At 62.1% G+C, this 14,086-nt stretch carries 15 protein-coding genes; 8 read left to right on the top strand and 7 right to left on the bottom strand.

The features are described 5' to 3' along the window. Nucleotides 1-99: 99 nt before the first annotated feature. The 5 genes from AAIL66_RS22145 to AAIL66_RS22125 form a co-directional block, all read right to left on the bottom strand. On the bottom strand, nucleotides 100-867 hold the full coding sequence (locus AAIL66_RS22145) for a class II glutamine amidotransferase (RefSeq protein ID WP_034355257.1): 768 nt from the start codon (nucleotides 865-867) through the stop codon (nucleotides 100-102). Between the two features lie 157 nt (nucleotides 868-1,024). Continuing rightward, entirely contained in the window at nucleotides 1,025-1,213 is a 189-nt protein-coding gene (locus AAIL66_RS22140) for a 4-oxalocrotonate tautomerase (RefSeq protein WP_003060524.1), read from the bottom strand. 102 nt (nucleotides 1,214-1,315) lie between these two features. Continuing rightward, a complete protein-coding gene (locus AAIL66_RS22135; RefSeq protein ID WP_003060526.1) occupies nucleotides 1,316-1,504 on the bottom strand; it encodes a 4-oxalocrotonate tautomerase in 189 nt (62 codons plus the stop codon). Nucleotides 1,505-1,558: 54 nt separating this feature from the next. Then, complete coding sequence (locus tag AAIL66_RS22130) at nucleotides 1,559-1,804, bottom strand: cysteine-rich CWC family protein (RefSeq protein WP_152668563.1); 246 nt, start codon at nucleotides 1,802-1,804, stop codon at nucleotides 1,559-1,561. Nucleotides 1,805-1,968: 164 nt separating this feature from the next. After that, nucleotides 1,969-4,158 carry a malate synthase G gene (locus tag AAIL66_RS22125; RefSeq protein ID WP_034355254.1) on the bottom strand — a complete coding sequence of 730 codons (2,190 nt, stop codon included), beginning with the start codon at nucleotides 4,156-4,158 and terminating at the stop codon, nucleotides 1,969-1,971. Between the two features lie 493 nt (nucleotides 4,159-4,651). Between AAIL66_RS22125 and AAIL66_RS22120 the strand changes: the two genes are divergently transcribed. Further along, nucleotides 4,652-5,011 carry a hypothetical protein gene (locus tag AAIL66_RS22120; RefSeq protein ID WP_003068180.1) on the top strand — a complete coding sequence of 120 codons (360 nt, stop codon included), beginning with the start codon at nucleotides 4,652-4,654 and terminating at the stop codon, nucleotides 5,009-5,011. A 64-nt stretch (nucleotides 5,012-5,075) separates the two neighbouring features. Here the strand turns inward: AAIL66_RS22120 and AAIL66_RS22115 are convergent, their stop codons facing one another. Continuing rightward, nucleotides 5,076-5,762, bottom strand: coding sequence for a response regulator transcription factor (locus tag AAIL66_RS22115; RefSeq protein WP_034355251.1), 687 nt, complete (start codon nucleotides 5,760-5,762; stop codon nucleotides 5,076-5,078). Nucleotides 5,763-5,774: 12 nt separating this feature from the next. After that, the gene (locus AAIL66_RS22110) at nucleotides 5,775-6,974 is read right to left on the bottom strand and encodes a sensor histidine kinase (RefSeq protein WP_034355248.1); all 1,200 of its coding nucleotides are present in this window, start codon (nucleotides 6,972-6,974) and stop codon (nucleotides 5,775-5,777) included. 388 nt (nucleotides 6,975-7,362) lie between these two features. Here AAIL66_RS22110 and AAIL66_RS22105 point away from each other — a divergent pair, with 388 nt between their 5' ends. The 7 genes from AAIL66_RS22105 to lptB all read left to right on the top strand — a co-directional run bounded on the left by AAIL66_RS22105 (nucleotide 7,363) and on the right by lptB (nucleotide 14,086). After that, nucleotides 7,363-8,298, top strand: a complete 936-nt coding sequence (locus AAIL66_RS22105; RefSeq protein ID WP_034355246.1) for a LysR family transcriptional regulator — start codon at nucleotides 7,363-7,365, stop codon at nucleotides 8,296-8,298. 84 nt (nucleotides 8,299-8,382) lie between these two features. Next, nucleotides 8,383-8,829 carry a DUF2214 family protein gene (locus AAIL66_RS22100; protein WP_034355242.1) on the top strand — a complete coding sequence of 149 codons (447 nt, stop codon included), beginning with the start codon at nucleotides 8,383-8,385 and terminating at the stop codon, nucleotides 8,827-8,829. Between the two features lie 366 nt (nucleotides 8,830-9,195). Continuing rightward, nucleotides 9,196-10,905 carry an arginine--tRNA ligase gene (gene argS / locus AAIL66_RS22095; protein ID WP_003068188.1) on the top strand — a complete coding sequence of 570 codons (1,710 nt, stop codon included), beginning with the start codon at nucleotides 9,196-9,198 and terminating at the stop codon, nucleotides 10,903-10,905. Between the two features lie 101 nt (nucleotides 10,906-11,006). Further along, complete coding sequence (locus AAIL66_RS22090) at nucleotides 11,007-11,708, top strand: SPOR domain-containing protein (protein WP_045838845.1); 702 nt, start codon at nucleotides 11,007-11,009, stop codon at nucleotides 11,706-11,708. A gap of 161 nt (nucleotides 11,709-11,869) precedes the next feature. Further along, entirely contained in the window at nucleotides 11,870-12,520 is a 651-nt protein-coding gene (locus AAIL66_RS22085) for a thiol:disulfide interchange protein DsbA/DsbL (protein WP_034377393.1), read from the top strand. A 130-nt stretch (nucleotides 12,521-12,650) separates the two neighbouring features. Continuing rightward, complete coding sequence (lptA, locus tag AAIL66_RS22080) at nucleotides 12,651-13,307, top strand: lipopolysaccharide transport periplasmic protein LptA (protein ID WP_003068194.1); 657 nt, start codon at nucleotides 12,651-12,653, stop codon at nucleotides 13,305-13,307. Further along, nucleotides 13,304-14,086: an LPS export ABC transporter ATP-binding protein gene (gene lptB, locus AAIL66_RS22075; protein WP_034355232.1), complete on the top strand. Its 783-nt coding sequence runs from the start codon at nucleotides 13,304-13,306 to the stop codon at nucleotides 14,084-14,086. Before lptA ends, lptB begins: the two co-directional genes overlap by 4 nt.

The following is a 14,086-nucleotide window of genomic DNA, read 5'->3' as shown; positions in this document are numbered from 1 at the left end:
ACAGGGTGTTAAAGCATTTCAGCTGCAAAAATACCGAAAACCCATAAAAAGAGAGCGCTAGGCGCTCTCTTTTTATTTCTCAAGCCGGCCTGGCGCACTTCAATAAGGCGCCGCCTGACCATGCACAAACACGCGCAGCTCGCCGTTCTGGAAGGGGGTCCACTGCTCGTTCTGTGTCAGAGGGGCGGTGACGATGATGGCCACCTTGTCCTGGGGGGTGGTTTCGCGGGAGAAGTCCACGCTGAGATCCTCGTCGGACAGCTGTGCCTGGGTGAAGGGATGTCTACGCTCGATGTAGCAGAGGTGGGTCGTGGCATGGGCCCAGAGCGCTTCGCCGTTGGAGAGCAGGAAGTTGAACGTGCCGTGCGGTGCGATCTTGGCGGCCAGCTCGCGCAGGGTGTGGGTCAGCTCTTCGATGCTGGGCACGCCCGCATGGGACTTCCACAGCTCCTGCATGATCCAGCAGAAGGCCTGCTCGCTGTCCGTGTTGCCAATGGGCTGGAAGTGGGCGTGCAGCTTGGGGGCAAAGTTCTTGAGATCGCCGTTGTGCGCGAAGACCCAGTTGCGTCCCCAGAGCTCGCGCACAAAGGGATGGCAGTTCTGCAGGCTGACCACGCCTTGGGTGGCCTTGCGGATATGGGCGATGACGTTGGTGCTCTTGATCGGGTATTCGCGGATGAGCTTGGCGATCTGGGAGTCGACGGCGCGTTCGTGATCGACGAAGTGGCGCAGGCCCTTGTCTTCGAAGAAGGCGATGCCCCAGCCGTCGGTGTGGTCGCCGGTGTTGCCTGCGCGCTGCGTGAAGCCTGAGAAGCTAAAGCGCACATCGGTAGGCGTGTTGCAGTTCATTCCAAGCAGCTGGCACATGGCTTCGTCATATCTTTCAAGCAAAAAAGCTTTATAGCCCAAGAATCTATGGATGATCTCGTCAATGATGGTGCTGTATGGCAGAGATCGTCAACCGCTGCCCAGCCGGCATGAAAAAAGCAGCCTAAGCTGCTTTGCGCAAGAGGGCGGCGATGGCCTATTCGCGGTCCAGCCAGAGCTTGCCGCCCGTGGCCCAGTCGTGACGCTTGATGTCGGTGATGATGATGTCCACCGATTCGGGCGAGCCGCCCAGCACTTCAACGCTGACGCGGGTGATTTCTTCGACCAGCTTGCGCTTTTGTTCGACGGTACGGCCTTCCATCATTTCGACATGGTAGGTGGGCATGTGCAGGTTTCCTTGCTGGCTTGGGGTTGGGAAAAGAGGCCCATCATAAGGCCGGGCTGGCCAAGAGCCGTCCCAGGACGACCTCGGCCGCGTGCGGGTCGGTCAGCTTTGCTCCGACCAGAGCTTGCCGCCGGTGGCCCAGTTGTGGCGCGGCACGTCGGTGATGATGATGTCCACGGACTCGGGGGCACTGCCCAGCACCTCGGTGGTCACGCGGGTGATTTCTTCGGCCAGCTTGCGCTTTTGTTCAACGCTGCGGCCTTCAAACAGTTCAATGCGATAGGTGGGCATCAAGGTCTCCTTGCTGATGTTGAATGCCCGAGCTGCAAGGCGGTGAGCGCAGGATCAGGCAGGGGTGGAATCGTCGGCGACCGGCCGCGCACAGGCGGGGCAGATGCAGGCCTTGCCGCGTGCGTCTGCGGGCAGTCGCTCCAGCGCGTCCCGGGAAACCGGGGTCTGCATGCACCAGCAGCTCTGAGGCGGCAGGCCGGCGCTGATGGCGCACTGGTTGGGCTGGCCGCACAGAGGGCAGCGGCTGGCGTCTACGAGAGGATCGATGGGCATGGCCGCAGTGTAGAAGCCATCCGGCATCGCGAGGACTGAGGTTAAGAAAAATGCACTCGATGTACTGACATGGAGTGCATTTTGATAGCGGATTGCGCAATTGAATCAATGGATTCGGATAGAAATGTCTTTCAAATCCATTGGTATCAAGCGGGAGCCACTCCTTGTTCAGGAGCGGCCTTGCCCGGCAATCAGGCGCCGGCCTTGACCTTCAGGCGCCAGGCGTGCAGCAGAGGCTCGGTGTAGCCGGAAGGCTGTTCCTTGCCCTTGAACACCAGGTCCAGAGCCGCCTGATAGGCCGCGCCATCGGGATTGGCCACCAGGCTCTTGTAGGCGGCGTCGCCGGCGTTTTGCTCGTCCACGATCTTGGCCATGCGGGCATAGCTGTCGCGCACCATGGCTTCGGTGACGATGCCGTGCTGCAGCCAGTTGGCGATGTGCTGGCTGGAGATGCGCAGTGTGGCGCGGTCTTCCATCAGGCCCACATTGTGGATGTCGGGTACCTTGGAGCAGCCCACGCCCTGGTCGATCCAGCGCACCACATAGCCGAGGATGCCTTGCACGTTGTTGTCCACTTCCTGCTGCTTTTCCGCATCGCTCCAGTTGGGGTTGGTGGATACGGGCACTTGCAGGATGGCGTTCAGCAGCTCGTCGCACTCGGCGTCGGCGTTGGGGCTTTCCAGACCCTTTTGCACGTCGGCCACATTGATCTGGTGATAGTGCAGGGCGTGCAGGGTGGCGCCGGTGGGCGAGGGCACCCAGGCGGTGTTGGCACCGGCCTTGGGCTGGGCAATCTTCTGCTCCAGCATGGCCTTCATCAGGTCGGGCATGGCCCACATGCCCTTGCCGATCTGGGCGCGGCCGCGCAGGCCCATGTTCAGGCCGACTAGCACGTTGTTCTTTTCATAGGCGGGCAGCCAGGCGCAGGTCTTCATGTCGGCCTTGCGGACCATGGGGCCGGCATACATGGCGGTGTGCATTTCATCGCCGGTGCGGTCCAGGAAGCCGGTGTTGATGAAGGCCACGCGTGCGGGTGCAGCAGCGATAGCGGCCTTCAGGTTGACCGAAGTGCGACGCTCTTCGTCCATGATGCCGAGCTTGACGGTGTTCTCGGGCAGGCCCAGAACCTTTTCAACGCGGCCGAACAGTTCGTTCGCGAAGGCGGCTTCGGCGGGGCCGTGCATCTTGGGCTTGACGATGTAGACGCTGCCTGTGCGGCTATTGCGGATGCCGTTGGCGCCGCCCTTCAGGTCGTGAATGGCGATGGCGGTAGTCACCAGCGCGTCCATGATGCCTTCGGGGATTTCCTTCTGCTCGGGGCCCCACAGCACGGCGGGGTTGGTCATCAGATGGCCCACGTTGCGCACGAACATCAGCGAGCGGCCGTGCAGCTTCACGGGCTTGCCGTCGGCGCCGGTGTATTCGCGGTCGGGGTTCAGACCACGGGTCACGATCTTGCCGCCCTTTTCAAAGGACTCGGTCAGCGTGCCCTTCAGAATGCCCAGCCAGTTGGCATAGCCGTTGACCTTGTCTTCGGCATCCACAGCGGCCACGGAGTCTTCCAGATCCAGAATGGTGGACAGAGCGGCCTCGACCACCACGTCGGCCACGCCGGCGGCGTCAGTGCTGCCGATGGGGGTGGACTTGTTGATGATGATGTCGATGTGGATGCCGTTGTTCTTGAGCAGCACCGATTTGGGAGCCGCAGCATCGCCCTGGTAGCCGATGAACTTGGCTTCGTCCTTCAGGCTGGTCTTGCTGCCGTCCTTCAGGGACACGACCAGCTTGCCGCCTTCGACGGCGTAGCCGGTGGAGTCCTTGTGCGAGCCCGAGGCCAGGGGCACGGCCTGATCGAGGAAGTTGCGTGCGAATGCGATGACCTTGGCGCCGCGCACGGGGTTGTAGCCCTTGCCCTTCTCGGCGCCGCCTTCTTCGCTGATGGCGTCCGTGCCATACAGCGCGTCGTACAGCGAGCCCCAGCGGGCGTTGGCGGCGTTCAGCGCGTAGCGGGCGTTCAGAATGGGCACCACCAGCTGGGGGCCGGCCTGAATGGCCAGTTCGGCGTCGACGTTTTCGGTCGTGGCCTTGGCGTCCTTGGGAGACTCCACCAGATAGCCGATGCTGGTCAGAAACTGGCGGTAAGCCGCCATGTCGGCGATGGGGCCGGGGTTGGCCTTGTGCCAGGTATCGAGCTGCGTCTGCAGGCGATCGCGCTCGGCCAGCAGGGCTGCGTTCTTGGGCGCCAGATCGGCCACGATGGCGTCGAAGCCCTTCCAGTAGGTGTCCTGGTCCACGCCCGTGCCAGGCAGCACTTGCGTGTTCACAAAGTTGTACAGCTCGGTGGCGACTTGCAGGCCGTGGACTTGGGTGCGATCAGTCATTGGAAACCTCTGGTTGTGATGTCTCGGGATTCAGGAGTCGTTGCCCATCACGGGCAGCATGTGTGGAGACTGTATTTGAATTTTTTGAGTACATAAATAGCCTAAATAGTTCAGAACTCATGATGTTTTTATATGGAGTTCCTGGAATTTATGCGTTTTACGTACCAAAGGCGCCAGAGTTCGTCAGTTCTGACCGGTATGCGCGGCGGCTGCGGCGGTGACGGGCTCAGCAATAGATGGCAGAGCCTGAAGGAGGCGGCGCGAGGTTTCTCCCGAAGCAATAGCTTCAATCGCTTGCCAGGCCTGAGCTGGCGGCAGATTGGACGGTGTTTTCACGTGTCTAATCTTTGTTCCTGAAGTAAGTGCATGCAATCAAATGACAAGGCTTTGTCTGTCATAAGTCGATATCCGTGCTCAGAAATGATTTGTTAATCTTGAAACAAATTGAGCATCTTCCGATATCGGCCAGCCAATCTTTACCAAGGAGCTCCTGATGGCGAATCTGAACGAAAGCCTGCAAGATCTGATGACCCTGGATGGCGCCATGTGCGCGGCAGTGGTGGATTACAACAGCGGCATGCTGTTGGGCAGCATAGGTTCCGGCGTGGACCTGGAGCTGGCTGCCGCAGGCAATACCGAAGTGGTGCGCGCCAAGATGAAGACCATGAAGTCCCTGGGTCTGAACGACAGCATCGAAGACATTCTGATCACCCTGGGCAAGCAGTATCACATCCTGCGCCCTGCCGAGAAGATCAACGGCATCTTCATCTACTACGTGCTGGACAACGGCCGTGCCAACCTGGCCCTGGCCAGGCGCAAGGTCTCGGATGTGGAGTCCAAGTTCGTCATGTGATTCAGCCGGTCTGAAGACGCGCAACGGGCCTGGAGGCCCGTTCTTGTTTTTCGCGCCGAATTGATCAGGCCGCGATCAAGGGGGCGCGGAACTGGTAGCCCACTTTCTGCTGGGACTGCAGCGGCACGGCCACGGGCGTCGCCTTTTCGATGCGGCGGCGCAGGCGGTAGATGGTGGCGTGCAGGTTGTTGTCGGACTCGGCTGCGCTGGTATGGGTCAGCAGGCTGCGGATATGGTCGCGGCTGACGGTTTCGCCCTGGGCCTGCAAAAAGCACTCCATCAATATCAGGTCGGTGGCGCCCAGCTCCACGCTCTGGCCATCGGGGGCGGTCAGCAGACTGCGGCGGCTGTCCAGCTTCCAGGCCGTGGCCGTCCGGGCCGTGGTCATGATGCGCCGGTGCACGGCGCGAACGGCCAGTTCCACCTGCTCGAAGGTCACGGGCTTGGTCAGATACATATCTGCACCGGCGTTGATGACTTCGGCAAACACTTCGGGCCCCAGGCGCCCCGAGACAATCAGCACGCCGGCCTGGCTGCGCTTGCGGATGATGCGCAGCAGCTCGGTGCCAGCCACCCCGGGCAGCATCAGGTCCAGCACATAGAAATCAAATCGATAGGGTGCGTCGTCGGTCAGCAGGTCGCTGCTGTCGCTGTATGCCGTGACCTCCACGCCCTGGCCGCGCAGATGCTGGGCCAGAAATTCGCAGTACTCGGTGTCGTCGTCGACCAGGGCAAGAGTGGCAGGCAGCATGGGCGGCGGACCTCATTCGGCAAGACCTTGGGGAATGACCAGGCGCATGATCGTGCCATGCGGGCTGTGCGGCAGAGCTTGTACTGTACCTTGGTGCAACTGCAAGACCGAGCGCACGATGAACAGGCCCAGGCCGGCGCCCGGGCGGCCGTGGCTGTGGTTGCCGCGCGAGCCTTTTTCGAACAGACGCGGGAGCAGCTCCTCGGAAATGCCGGGGCCCTGGTCCACGACTTCCAGAATCAGTGCCAGCGGTTCGTCGGACTCGGAGATGCGCAGCTGCACCGGGGTATCTGCGGGCGCATAGGCCAGGGCGTTGTTGAGCAAATTGCGAAGCGTCAGCCGCATCAGCGCCGGATGCAGCTGTACGGTGCGTGCCGTGGTCAGCCATTGCACATCGATGCGCGGGCGCAGGTCGGCCGCAATATCGTGCAGCACCAGCTTGATCAAGGTCGGCAGATCGGTTTCGCTGGAGGCGCCGGCCTTGCCGCCCGCGGCCAAAATCGTGCCGGCGGTCAGGGTGTTGTCCAGTGTGCCTATCACCTGCTGCAGCACATGCTCGGCGCGCAGCAAGGCCCTGGCGGCGGGTGCGGCATCGGCCAGATGCAGATCTTCGATGGCCTTGAGCGTGGCCTGCATGGCAGCCGAGGCATTGTTCAGCGGCTGGCGGATCTCATGGGAGAGCAGCTGCAGCATCTCGTTGTGTTCGCTCAGCATGGCCGTGCGCCAGTCCAGCAGGGTACGCAACCTGCCGAGCTCGCCCGCGTTCTGGCGGCTGCTGCGCAGTTGCTCGTGCAAGGCCTGCAGCTGCTCGCGCTGGCGTGCAATGACTTCGCCACGCGCATATTCACGTCCTATGTCGCTGAGCTGCATCAGCACCTCGTGCCGGCCCTGGGCATCGGCTGCACCAGGCGTGAGCTGTATGCGGCGGTGGTGCTGCGAACCGGAGTCACCGGGCCGTATGTCGTCATATTCCTGGTGCAAGCCCCGGGCGGCGGCCGTAAAGCGCGGGCCGTGGACTTGCCAGATCTGGGCAGGCAGCAGACCCTGCAGTGGCTGGCCGATGGGGCTGGCGTCCTCGGGCACATCCAGCCATTGGCACCAGGCGGGAGTGGCCATGAGCAGCAGCCCTTCGGCATTCCAGAGTGCACAGCCCTGGCCGGAGCGGCCCAGCAGATCGGCCAGATGGGCGGCAGAAACGGGTGAAAAGCTCATGACGGCGGGCGGCAGCGGATTTGTAAATGTGTTTTGCAAATCATAGGTTTAACGCCTGGCTCTGCCCAACAGCTCATGGCGCTGGCGAATAAGCGATATTCCTGCCTCAGGGAAAACGGTAAATTTTGATATAAACATATATAAACATCAAAGATTCACCGACAACTTGTGACTTCTAAGTAAGATATATCGCAATGAAGTCGCATGCGGGACAGGCATGCAGCGCTGATTGATGACTTTTATAGTGATAGCAGTCAGCGCTCTTGTTTAAAAAACTTTCGATAAAAACATTTGAGAAATCAAGACTGCTTGTGCGGTATGTGCTCTTGTATTAGTAGTGCACGCTACCGCAGCAGGAGACAACACGGACCAGACAGGAGCAGCGGTCATGGACAAACTCAAGGCATTTGAGTCTTTTGTATCGGTAGCGACCAGGGGCAGCTTGACGGCTGCAGCCAAGGCCGAAGGTGTGGCGCCCGCCATCATGGGGCGCCGTCTGGACGCTCTGGAAGAGCATCTGGGCGTCAAGCTCATGGTGCGCACCACGCGCCGCATCTCGCTGACCCACGAAGGCAGCGCCTTCCTGGAAGATTGCCAGCGCCTGCTCTCCGATGTGTGCAATGCCGAGGCCAGCGTGTCGGCCGGCGGCGTCAAGGCCACAGGCCATCTGCGCATCACGGCGCCTGCCGGTTTCGGCCGCCGCCATGTGGCGCCGCTGGTGCCGCGTTTTCGCGACCTGCACCCCGATGTCACCATCTCGCTGAACCTCAGCGACCGCGTGGTCGATCTGGCGGGCGAGGGCTTCGATTGCGCGGTGCGCGTGGGCGATCTGCCGGACTCGGCCCTGGTCAGCGTGCGCATCGCCGACAACCGCCGCCTGTGCGTGGCCACGCCCGGCTATCTGGAGCGCCGTGGCACGCCCAAGCACCCCAGCGAACTGACCCAGCATGACTGTCTGACGCTGTCGTCCGACGCCTCGCAGACGCGGGGCTGGGCCTTCCGCATCCCGCATCCCGAAAGCGGCACCAGCGAGGTCGTGCACTTCAAGCCGGGCGGCCCGCTGGACTGCTCCGATGGTCAGGTGCTGCACGACTGGTGCCTGGGGGGCTGGGGCATTGCCTGGCGCAGCACCTGGGAGGTGGAGGCCGAGATCGCCGCCGGTCGCCTCGTGCCCGTGCTGGAAGAGTTTGCCGCGCCTCCCAACGGCATCTTCGTGGTCTTCCCCCAGCGCAAGCACATGCCGCTGCGCGTGCGCATGTGGATCGACTACCTCAAGCACCACTACAACCAGCCGGACTTCTTTCGTCTTGGCGTGGATATCTGAGCGGGCCTGAAACGGTAGACAATGAACCGGTCGCCGTGGCCTGATACAGGCCGCTGAACCCGTCCTTTTTTCTACTGTGAAGCCATGACCTTTGAAGCTGTTCTTGCCAGCGCACATCTGCTGGCGATCCTGACCCTGGTGGTGTTTCTGACCAGCCAGGCCGCCCTGTGCCGTATGGAATGGATGAATGCCGCCGTGGTGCAGCGCCTGGCCAGGCTGGACATGATTTACGGCATTGCCGCCGTCATCCTGCTGCTGACCGGTATTGCGCGCCTGCTCTGGGGCGTCAAGGGCATGGGAGCCTATACGGCCTCGCCGCTGTTCCATCTCAAGATGACGCTGTTCGTCATCGCCTTTTTGCTCTCGCTCAAGCCCACGCTGACCTTCCGCCGCTGGAAGAAGGCGCTGGATGCGAGCGGTCAGCTGCCGGCGCCCGAGGAAATCAAGCAGACCCGCAAATGGGTGATGTGGCAGGGCCATGTGGTGCCGGTGATCGCCGTGGTCGCCATCTTCTGGGCGCGCGGCATGTAATCTGCCCCCAGACCCCGCAAAAGACAAAGGCCGCTGCAAAGCGGCCTTTTTCACGTCTGCGGCATTCAGAACGTGCCGCGCAGCGTCAGCATCACAGCCAGATCCTGGTGGTTGATGTCGCGCTCGCAGGTGTTGCGGTTGAAGGTTGTAGCCGGCAAACAGGTTCCAGCCGCGGCTGAGCTCGCCGCTGAACGTGGGCATGGCCTGCATTCGGGGTTCAAGCGAGAATGACTTCCATTTGCGCAATGACTGGGTGTGGCCGGCGAAACATGCGGATACTGCCCTGCAGCCTGTGAACCGGCCCAGGAACAAGGGTGTGGCGCCAGCGATTCGGCAGGACTTGAATCCGGCACGTAAAATCCCGCGATGCTCTCCGTCAAACAGGAATTGCTCGCAGCCCTGGCTGCTGAGCTCGAAACACTCTCGCCCGGCGCCGGCGCACGCGCTGCGTTTGAAAACCCCAAAGTGGCAGCCCATGGCGATTTCGCCTGCACGGCGGCCATGCAGCTGGCCAAGCCTCTGAAGGCCAACCCGCGCGCCCTGGGCGAGCAGCTCAAGACCGCGCTGGAGGCTACAGCCGCCTTCCAGCAGTGGGTGGATGCGATTGAAATCGCGGGTCCGGGCTTTCTCAACATCCGCCTCAAGCCTGCTGCCAAGCAGGAGGTAGTGCGCGAAGTGCTGGCGCAAGCCCAGAAGTTCGGCTACCAGGCCGATCGCGGTGAAAACATCCTCGTCGAGTTCGTCTCCGCCAACCCCACCGGCCCTCTGCATGTGGGCCATGGCCGCCAGGCTGCGATCGGCGACGCCATCAGCAACCTCTATTCCACCCAGGGCTGGAAGGTTCACCGCGAGTTCTATTACAACGACGCGGGCGTGCAGATCGACACCCTGACCAAGAGCACCCAGCTGCGCGCCAAGGGCTTCAAGCCTGGTGACGAATGCTGGCCCACCGACAGCGAAAACCCGCTGGCCAAGAATTTCTACAACGGCGACTACATTGCCGACATCGCCAAGGCTTTCCTGGCCAAGGAAACCATCAAGGCCGATGACCGCGAGTTCACCGCCAACGGCGATGTCGAGGATTACGACAACATCCGCCAGTTCGCCGTGGCCTATCTGCGCAACGAGCAGGACAAGGACCTGCAGGCCTTCAACCTCAAGTTCGACGAGTACTACCTCGAGTCCAGCCTCTATGAAAACGGTCATGTCGAAGCGACGGTCAACCGCCTGATCGCCAACGGCAAGACCTATGAGCAGGACGGCGCGCTGTGGCTCAGGTCCACCGACTACGGCGACGACAAAGACCGCGTGATGCGCAAGACTGACGGCGGCTACACCTACTTTGTGCCCGATGTGGCCTATCACATCCAGAAGTTCAAGCGTGGCTTCACCAAGGTGGTGAACATTCAGGGTACGGACCACCACGGCACCATTGCCCGCGTGCGCGCCGGCCTGCAGGCTGCCGATGTAGGCATCCCCGAGGGCTACCCCGACTACGTGCTGCACACCATGGTGCGCGTGGTGCGCAACGGCGAAGAGGTCAAGATCAGCAAGCGCGCCGGCTCCTACGTCACGCTGCGCGATCTGATCGAGTGGACCAGCAAGGATGCCGTGCGCTTCTTCCTGCTTTCGCGCAAGCCCGACACCGAGTACACCTTCGACGTGGATCTGGCCGTGGCCCAGAACAACGACAACCCCGTGTACTACGTGCAGTATGCCCATGCGCGCATCCAGTCCGTGCTGCGCGCCTGGCAGGAGGCCGGCGGTGCAGGCCTGGCGGCACTCAAGGATGTGGACCTGTCCGCTCTGGAAGGCCCGCAGGCCCAGGCGCTGATGCTGCTGCTGGCCAAGTACCCCGAGATGCTGACCGCTGCTGCCGAAGGCAACGCACCGCACGACGTGACCTTCTACCTGCGCGATCTGGCCTCCAGCTATCACAGCTACTACGACGCAGAGCGCATTCTGGTGGACGACGAAAAGGTCAAGCTCGCACGTCTGGCCCTGGTCGCTGCCACGGCCCAGGTGTTGCACAATGGTCTGGCGGTGCTGGGTGTGAGCGCACCCGAGCGCATGTAATCCCAGTTTTCTGTCCATCGGTCGCCTTGCCGGCCTTGCCTGTCAGGGGTCGATGGATCTGAGAATGGAATAACTGAAGCAGAAAGCGTTAAGCGACTGATATGAAGAACCAGCAACGCGGTGGAACCATCCTGGGGCTTATCTTTGGCATGGTCATCGGTCTGGCTGCGGCCCTGGCCGTGGCCATCTATGTGACCAAGGTGCCGGTGCCCTTCCTCAACAAGGGTGGAAACAACACTCAGCGCGATGCGGCCGAGGCCGAGCGCAACAAGAACTGGGACCCCAACGCACCGCTGCAGAGCCGCCAGCCTGCACCGCCCCCGGTGACACCACCAGTTCCTCCGAGCGACGTGACGGTGTCGCCGCCCACACCTGCGGTACAACCTACTGCAACCGGCGGAGTCACCACGCCGCCGCCCTCTACGCCGGAGAAGCCTGCCAAGTCCGCATCGGGTGATCCGCTGGGTGATCTGGTCAAGGAGCGCTCCGCAGCAGCCGACAAGGCAGACAAGGCGCGTGCAGACAAGGAAAAGGCGGCCGCGCAGACGGCATCCTCTTCGGACTCTGCGTTCAACTACTTTGTGCAGGCCGGTGCTTTCCGCGGCCAGAGCGAAGCGGAAGCGCAGCGTGCCAAGCTGGCCATGCTGGGCTGGGAGTCGCGCATCAGCGAGCGTGAGCAGAACGGCATCACCGTTTTCCGCGTGCGCGTGGGGCCGTTCAGCAAGCGTGACGACGCCGAGCAGCTCAAGGGCAAGCTCGACGGTGCGGGCGTGGACTCGACTCTGGTGCGCGCGGCCAGATAACAAGGCCCCTTGAGGCGCTGCGCGCCGGGGGACTGCAGCTTAGCTGCGGGGCGGCCCTTGCTTGAGGCCTCTGGCTTGTGCCATTGGTAGTTTTGACAACGCTGAACTTTTTTGGGCCTGTTGGCTCTGATACTGCAGACCTGATACAGGAGTTTGTTTAGATGAAACGTCGCGAATTCTCTCTGGCTGCCTCGGCAGCTGCTGCCGGTGCCCTGACTCTGGGTGCCTCCTCCAGCTGGGCCCAGGGCGCTGCGCCCAAGGAAGGCAAGGACTACATCAAGCTCGGCAAGCCCGCCAGCGTGAGCGCGCCGGCCGGCAAGGTCGAGGTGGTCGAGTTTTTCTGGTACAGCTGCCCGCATTGCAATGCCTTCGAGCCCCAGTTCGAAGCCTGGGCAAAGAGCCAGCCTGCCGATGTGGTGGTGCGCCGCGTGCCCGTGGCTTTCAATGCCTCTTTCGTGCCACAGCAAAAGCTGTACTACGCCCTGGAGGGCATGAACCTGCTGCCCCAGCTGCACGCCAAGGTGTTCCGCACCATCCACGTGGATCGCAATCTGCTCAAGACCGATGACGCCATCTTTGACTGGGTCGGCAAGCAGAGCGTGGATCTGGCCAAGTTCAAGGAGGTCTACAACTCCTTTACCGTGGCCAATCAGGCGCGCAAGGCCGCTCAGCTGCAAAACGAATATGACGTGGAAGGCGTGCCCGCCATGGGTGTGGCCGGCCGCTACTACACGGACGGCACCAAGGCCGGCAATATGGAGAATGTGCTGCGCGTGGTCAATGCGCTGGTCGCCTCCAGCCGCAAGGCCTGAGATCAGGCAGCAGACGCCAGTGACGTTTGACGTCCAACAAGCCCGCCGCCGTGCGGGCTTTTTTGTGGGTGTTTTTTACGCAAGTTGCAAAAAGGGAATGACTACAATGGATGCAAGAAACGTGCCTTCCATGAAAAAAACACTCCTACCTCTTGCGCTGGCCTGCGCCCTGGCAGCAGCGACCGGCATTGTCCATGCCGAAAAAGCCGACAGCGCCAAGCCCATGAATATCGAGGCGGATGCGTTGCGTCATGACGAGCTGCAGCAGACCAGTGTCTTTACTGGCAATGTGGTGATGACCAAGGGCTCCATCGTGCTGCGCGGTGCTCAGCTCGATGTGCGGCAGGACGCCGAGGGCTATCAGTACGGTGTGATCAAGGCCGAGGCCGGCAAGCGAGCGTTCTTCCGCCAGAAGCGCGATACCGTGGCCGGTCAGCCCGAGGAGTTCATCGAGGGCGAAGGCGAAGTCATCGAGTACGACGGCAAGGCCGATATCGTCAAGTTCATCCGTCGTGGCGAGATGCGCCGCTACCGTGGCGGTCAGCTCAGCGATCAGGTCACGGGCTCCATCATCGTCTACAACAACATCACCGACGTCTATACCGTCGATGGCCAGAAGACCAGCGGCGGCCTGCCGAGCTCCTCCGTGGGACAGGGCGGCCGTGTGCGCGCCATCATGGCGCCCAAGGACGGAACGCCGGGGGCACAGCCCAAGCCTGCAACACCTGCCACGCAGCTGCGCCAGAGCATGACGCTGGGCGGCGAGAAAGCCGACGAGAAGAAATGAGCGAGCCGACTTTCTCCAGCAGCCGCAGCGGCGAGTCCGACAGCCGCCTGGAGGCCAAACATCTGGCCAAGTCCTACGGCAGCCGCAAGGTGGTCAAGGATGTGTCCCTGTCCGTGCAAAAAGGCGAGGTCGTCGGTCTGCTCGGCCCTAATGGAGCGGGCAAGACCACATCGTTCTACATGATCGTGGGCCTGGTGCGCAGCGACGGCGGCGAGATCTTCATCGACGGCCAGCCGGTGGGCGGCATGCCGATTCACCAGCGTTCGCGCCTGGGCCTGTCCTATCTGCCCCAGGAAGCCTCCATCTTTCGCAAGCTCAGCGTGGAAGACAATGTGCGCGCCGTGCTGGAGCTGCAAAAGGACGAGCAGGGCAAGGCGCTGACGCGCGACGAGATCGAAAAGCGCCTCACGGGCCTGCTGCAGGAGCTGCGCGTCGAGCATCTGCGCCAGTCGCCGGCGCTGGCGCTGTCAGGCGGTGAGCGCCGTCGCGTGGAAATTGCCCGCGCCCTGGCCACGCAACCGCGCTTCATTTTGCTTGACGAGCCTTTTGCCGGCATCGACCCGATCGCGGTGATCGAGATCCAGCGCATCATCGGCTTCCTCAAGGAGCGCGGCATCGGCGTGCTGATCACCGACCACAACGTGCGCGAGACGCTGGGCATCTGCGACCACGCCTTCATCATCAGCGACGGCCATGTGCTGGCCGAAGGCACGCCCGAGGAGATCGTGGAGAACGCCGATGTGCGCCGCGTCTATCTGGGCGAACATTTCAGGATGTGA

Origin of the sequence: Comamonas sp. F1-6 (assembly GCF_039581415.1) — a bacterium.
GTDB lineage: Bacteria > Pseudomonadota > Gammaproteobacteria > Burkholderiales > Burkholderiaceae_C > Comamonas > Comamonas thiooxydans.
Note: the sequence above shows the minus strand (reverse complement) of the source record. Positions and strands in the feature narration are given on the sequence as shown.

Bases quoted from the DNA above. Each gene is read 5' to 3' on its own strand.
- AAIL66_RS22100 (WP_034355242.1), top strand. From the start codon at position 8,383: ATGACCTTTGAAGCTGTTCTTGCCAGCGCACATCTGCTGGCGATCCTG.
- AAIL66_RS22135 (WP_003060526.1), bottom strand. From the start codon at position 1,504: ATGCCCACCTATCGCATTGAACTGTTTGAAGGCCGCAGCGTTGAACAA.
- AAIL66_RS22140 (WP_003060524.1), bottom strand. From the start codon at position 1,213: ATGCCCACCTACCATGTCGAAATGATGGAAGGCCGTACCGTCGAACAA.
- lptA (WP_003068194.1), top strand. From the start codon at position 12,651: ATGAAAAAAACACTCCTACCTCTTGCGCTGGCCTGCGCCCTGGCAGCA.
- AAIL66_RS22125 (WP_034355254.1), bottom strand. From the start codon at position 4,158: ATGACTGATCGCACCCAAGTCCACGGCCTGCAAGTCGCCACCGAGCTG.
- lptB (WP_034355232.1), top strand. From the start codon at position 13,304: ATGAGCGAGCCGACTTTCTCCAGCAGCCGCAGCGGCGAGTCCGACAGC.
- AAIL66_RS22145 (WP_034355257.1), bottom strand. From the start codon at position 867: ATGTGCCAGCTGCTTGGAATGAACTGCAACACGCCTACCGATGTGCGC.
- AAIL66_RS22090 (WP_045838845.1), top strand. From the start codon at position 11,007: ATGAAGAACCAGCAACGCGGTGGAACCATCCTGGGGCTTATCTTTGGC.
- AAIL66_RS22120 (WP_003068180.1), top strand. From the start codon at position 4,652: ATGGCGAATCTGAACGAAAGCCTGCAAGATCTGATGACCCTGGATGGC.
- AAIL66_RS22105 (WP_034355246.1), top strand. From the start codon at position 7,363: ATGGACAAACTCAAGGCATTTGAGTCTTTTGTATCGGTAGCGACCAGG.
- AAIL66_RS22115 (WP_034355251.1), bottom strand. From the start codon at position 5,762: ATGCTGCCTGCCACTCTTGCCCTGGTCGACGACGACACCGAGTACTGC.
- argS (WP_003068188.1), top strand. From the start codon at position 9,196: ATGCTCTCCGTCAAACAGGAATTGCTCGCAGCCCTGGCTGCTGAGCTC.
- AAIL66_RS22130 (WP_152668563.1), bottom strand. From the start codon at position 1,804: ATGCCGGATGGCTTCTACACTGCGGCCATGCCCATCGATCCTCTCGTA.
- AAIL66_RS22085 (WP_034377393.1), top strand. From the start codon at position 11,870: ATGAAACGTCGCGAATTCTCTCTGGCTGCCTCGGCAGCTGCTGCCGGT.
- AAIL66_RS22110 (WP_034355248.1), bottom strand. From the start codon at position 6,974: ATGAGCTTTTCACCCGTTTCTGCCGCCCATCTGGCCGATCTGCTGGGC.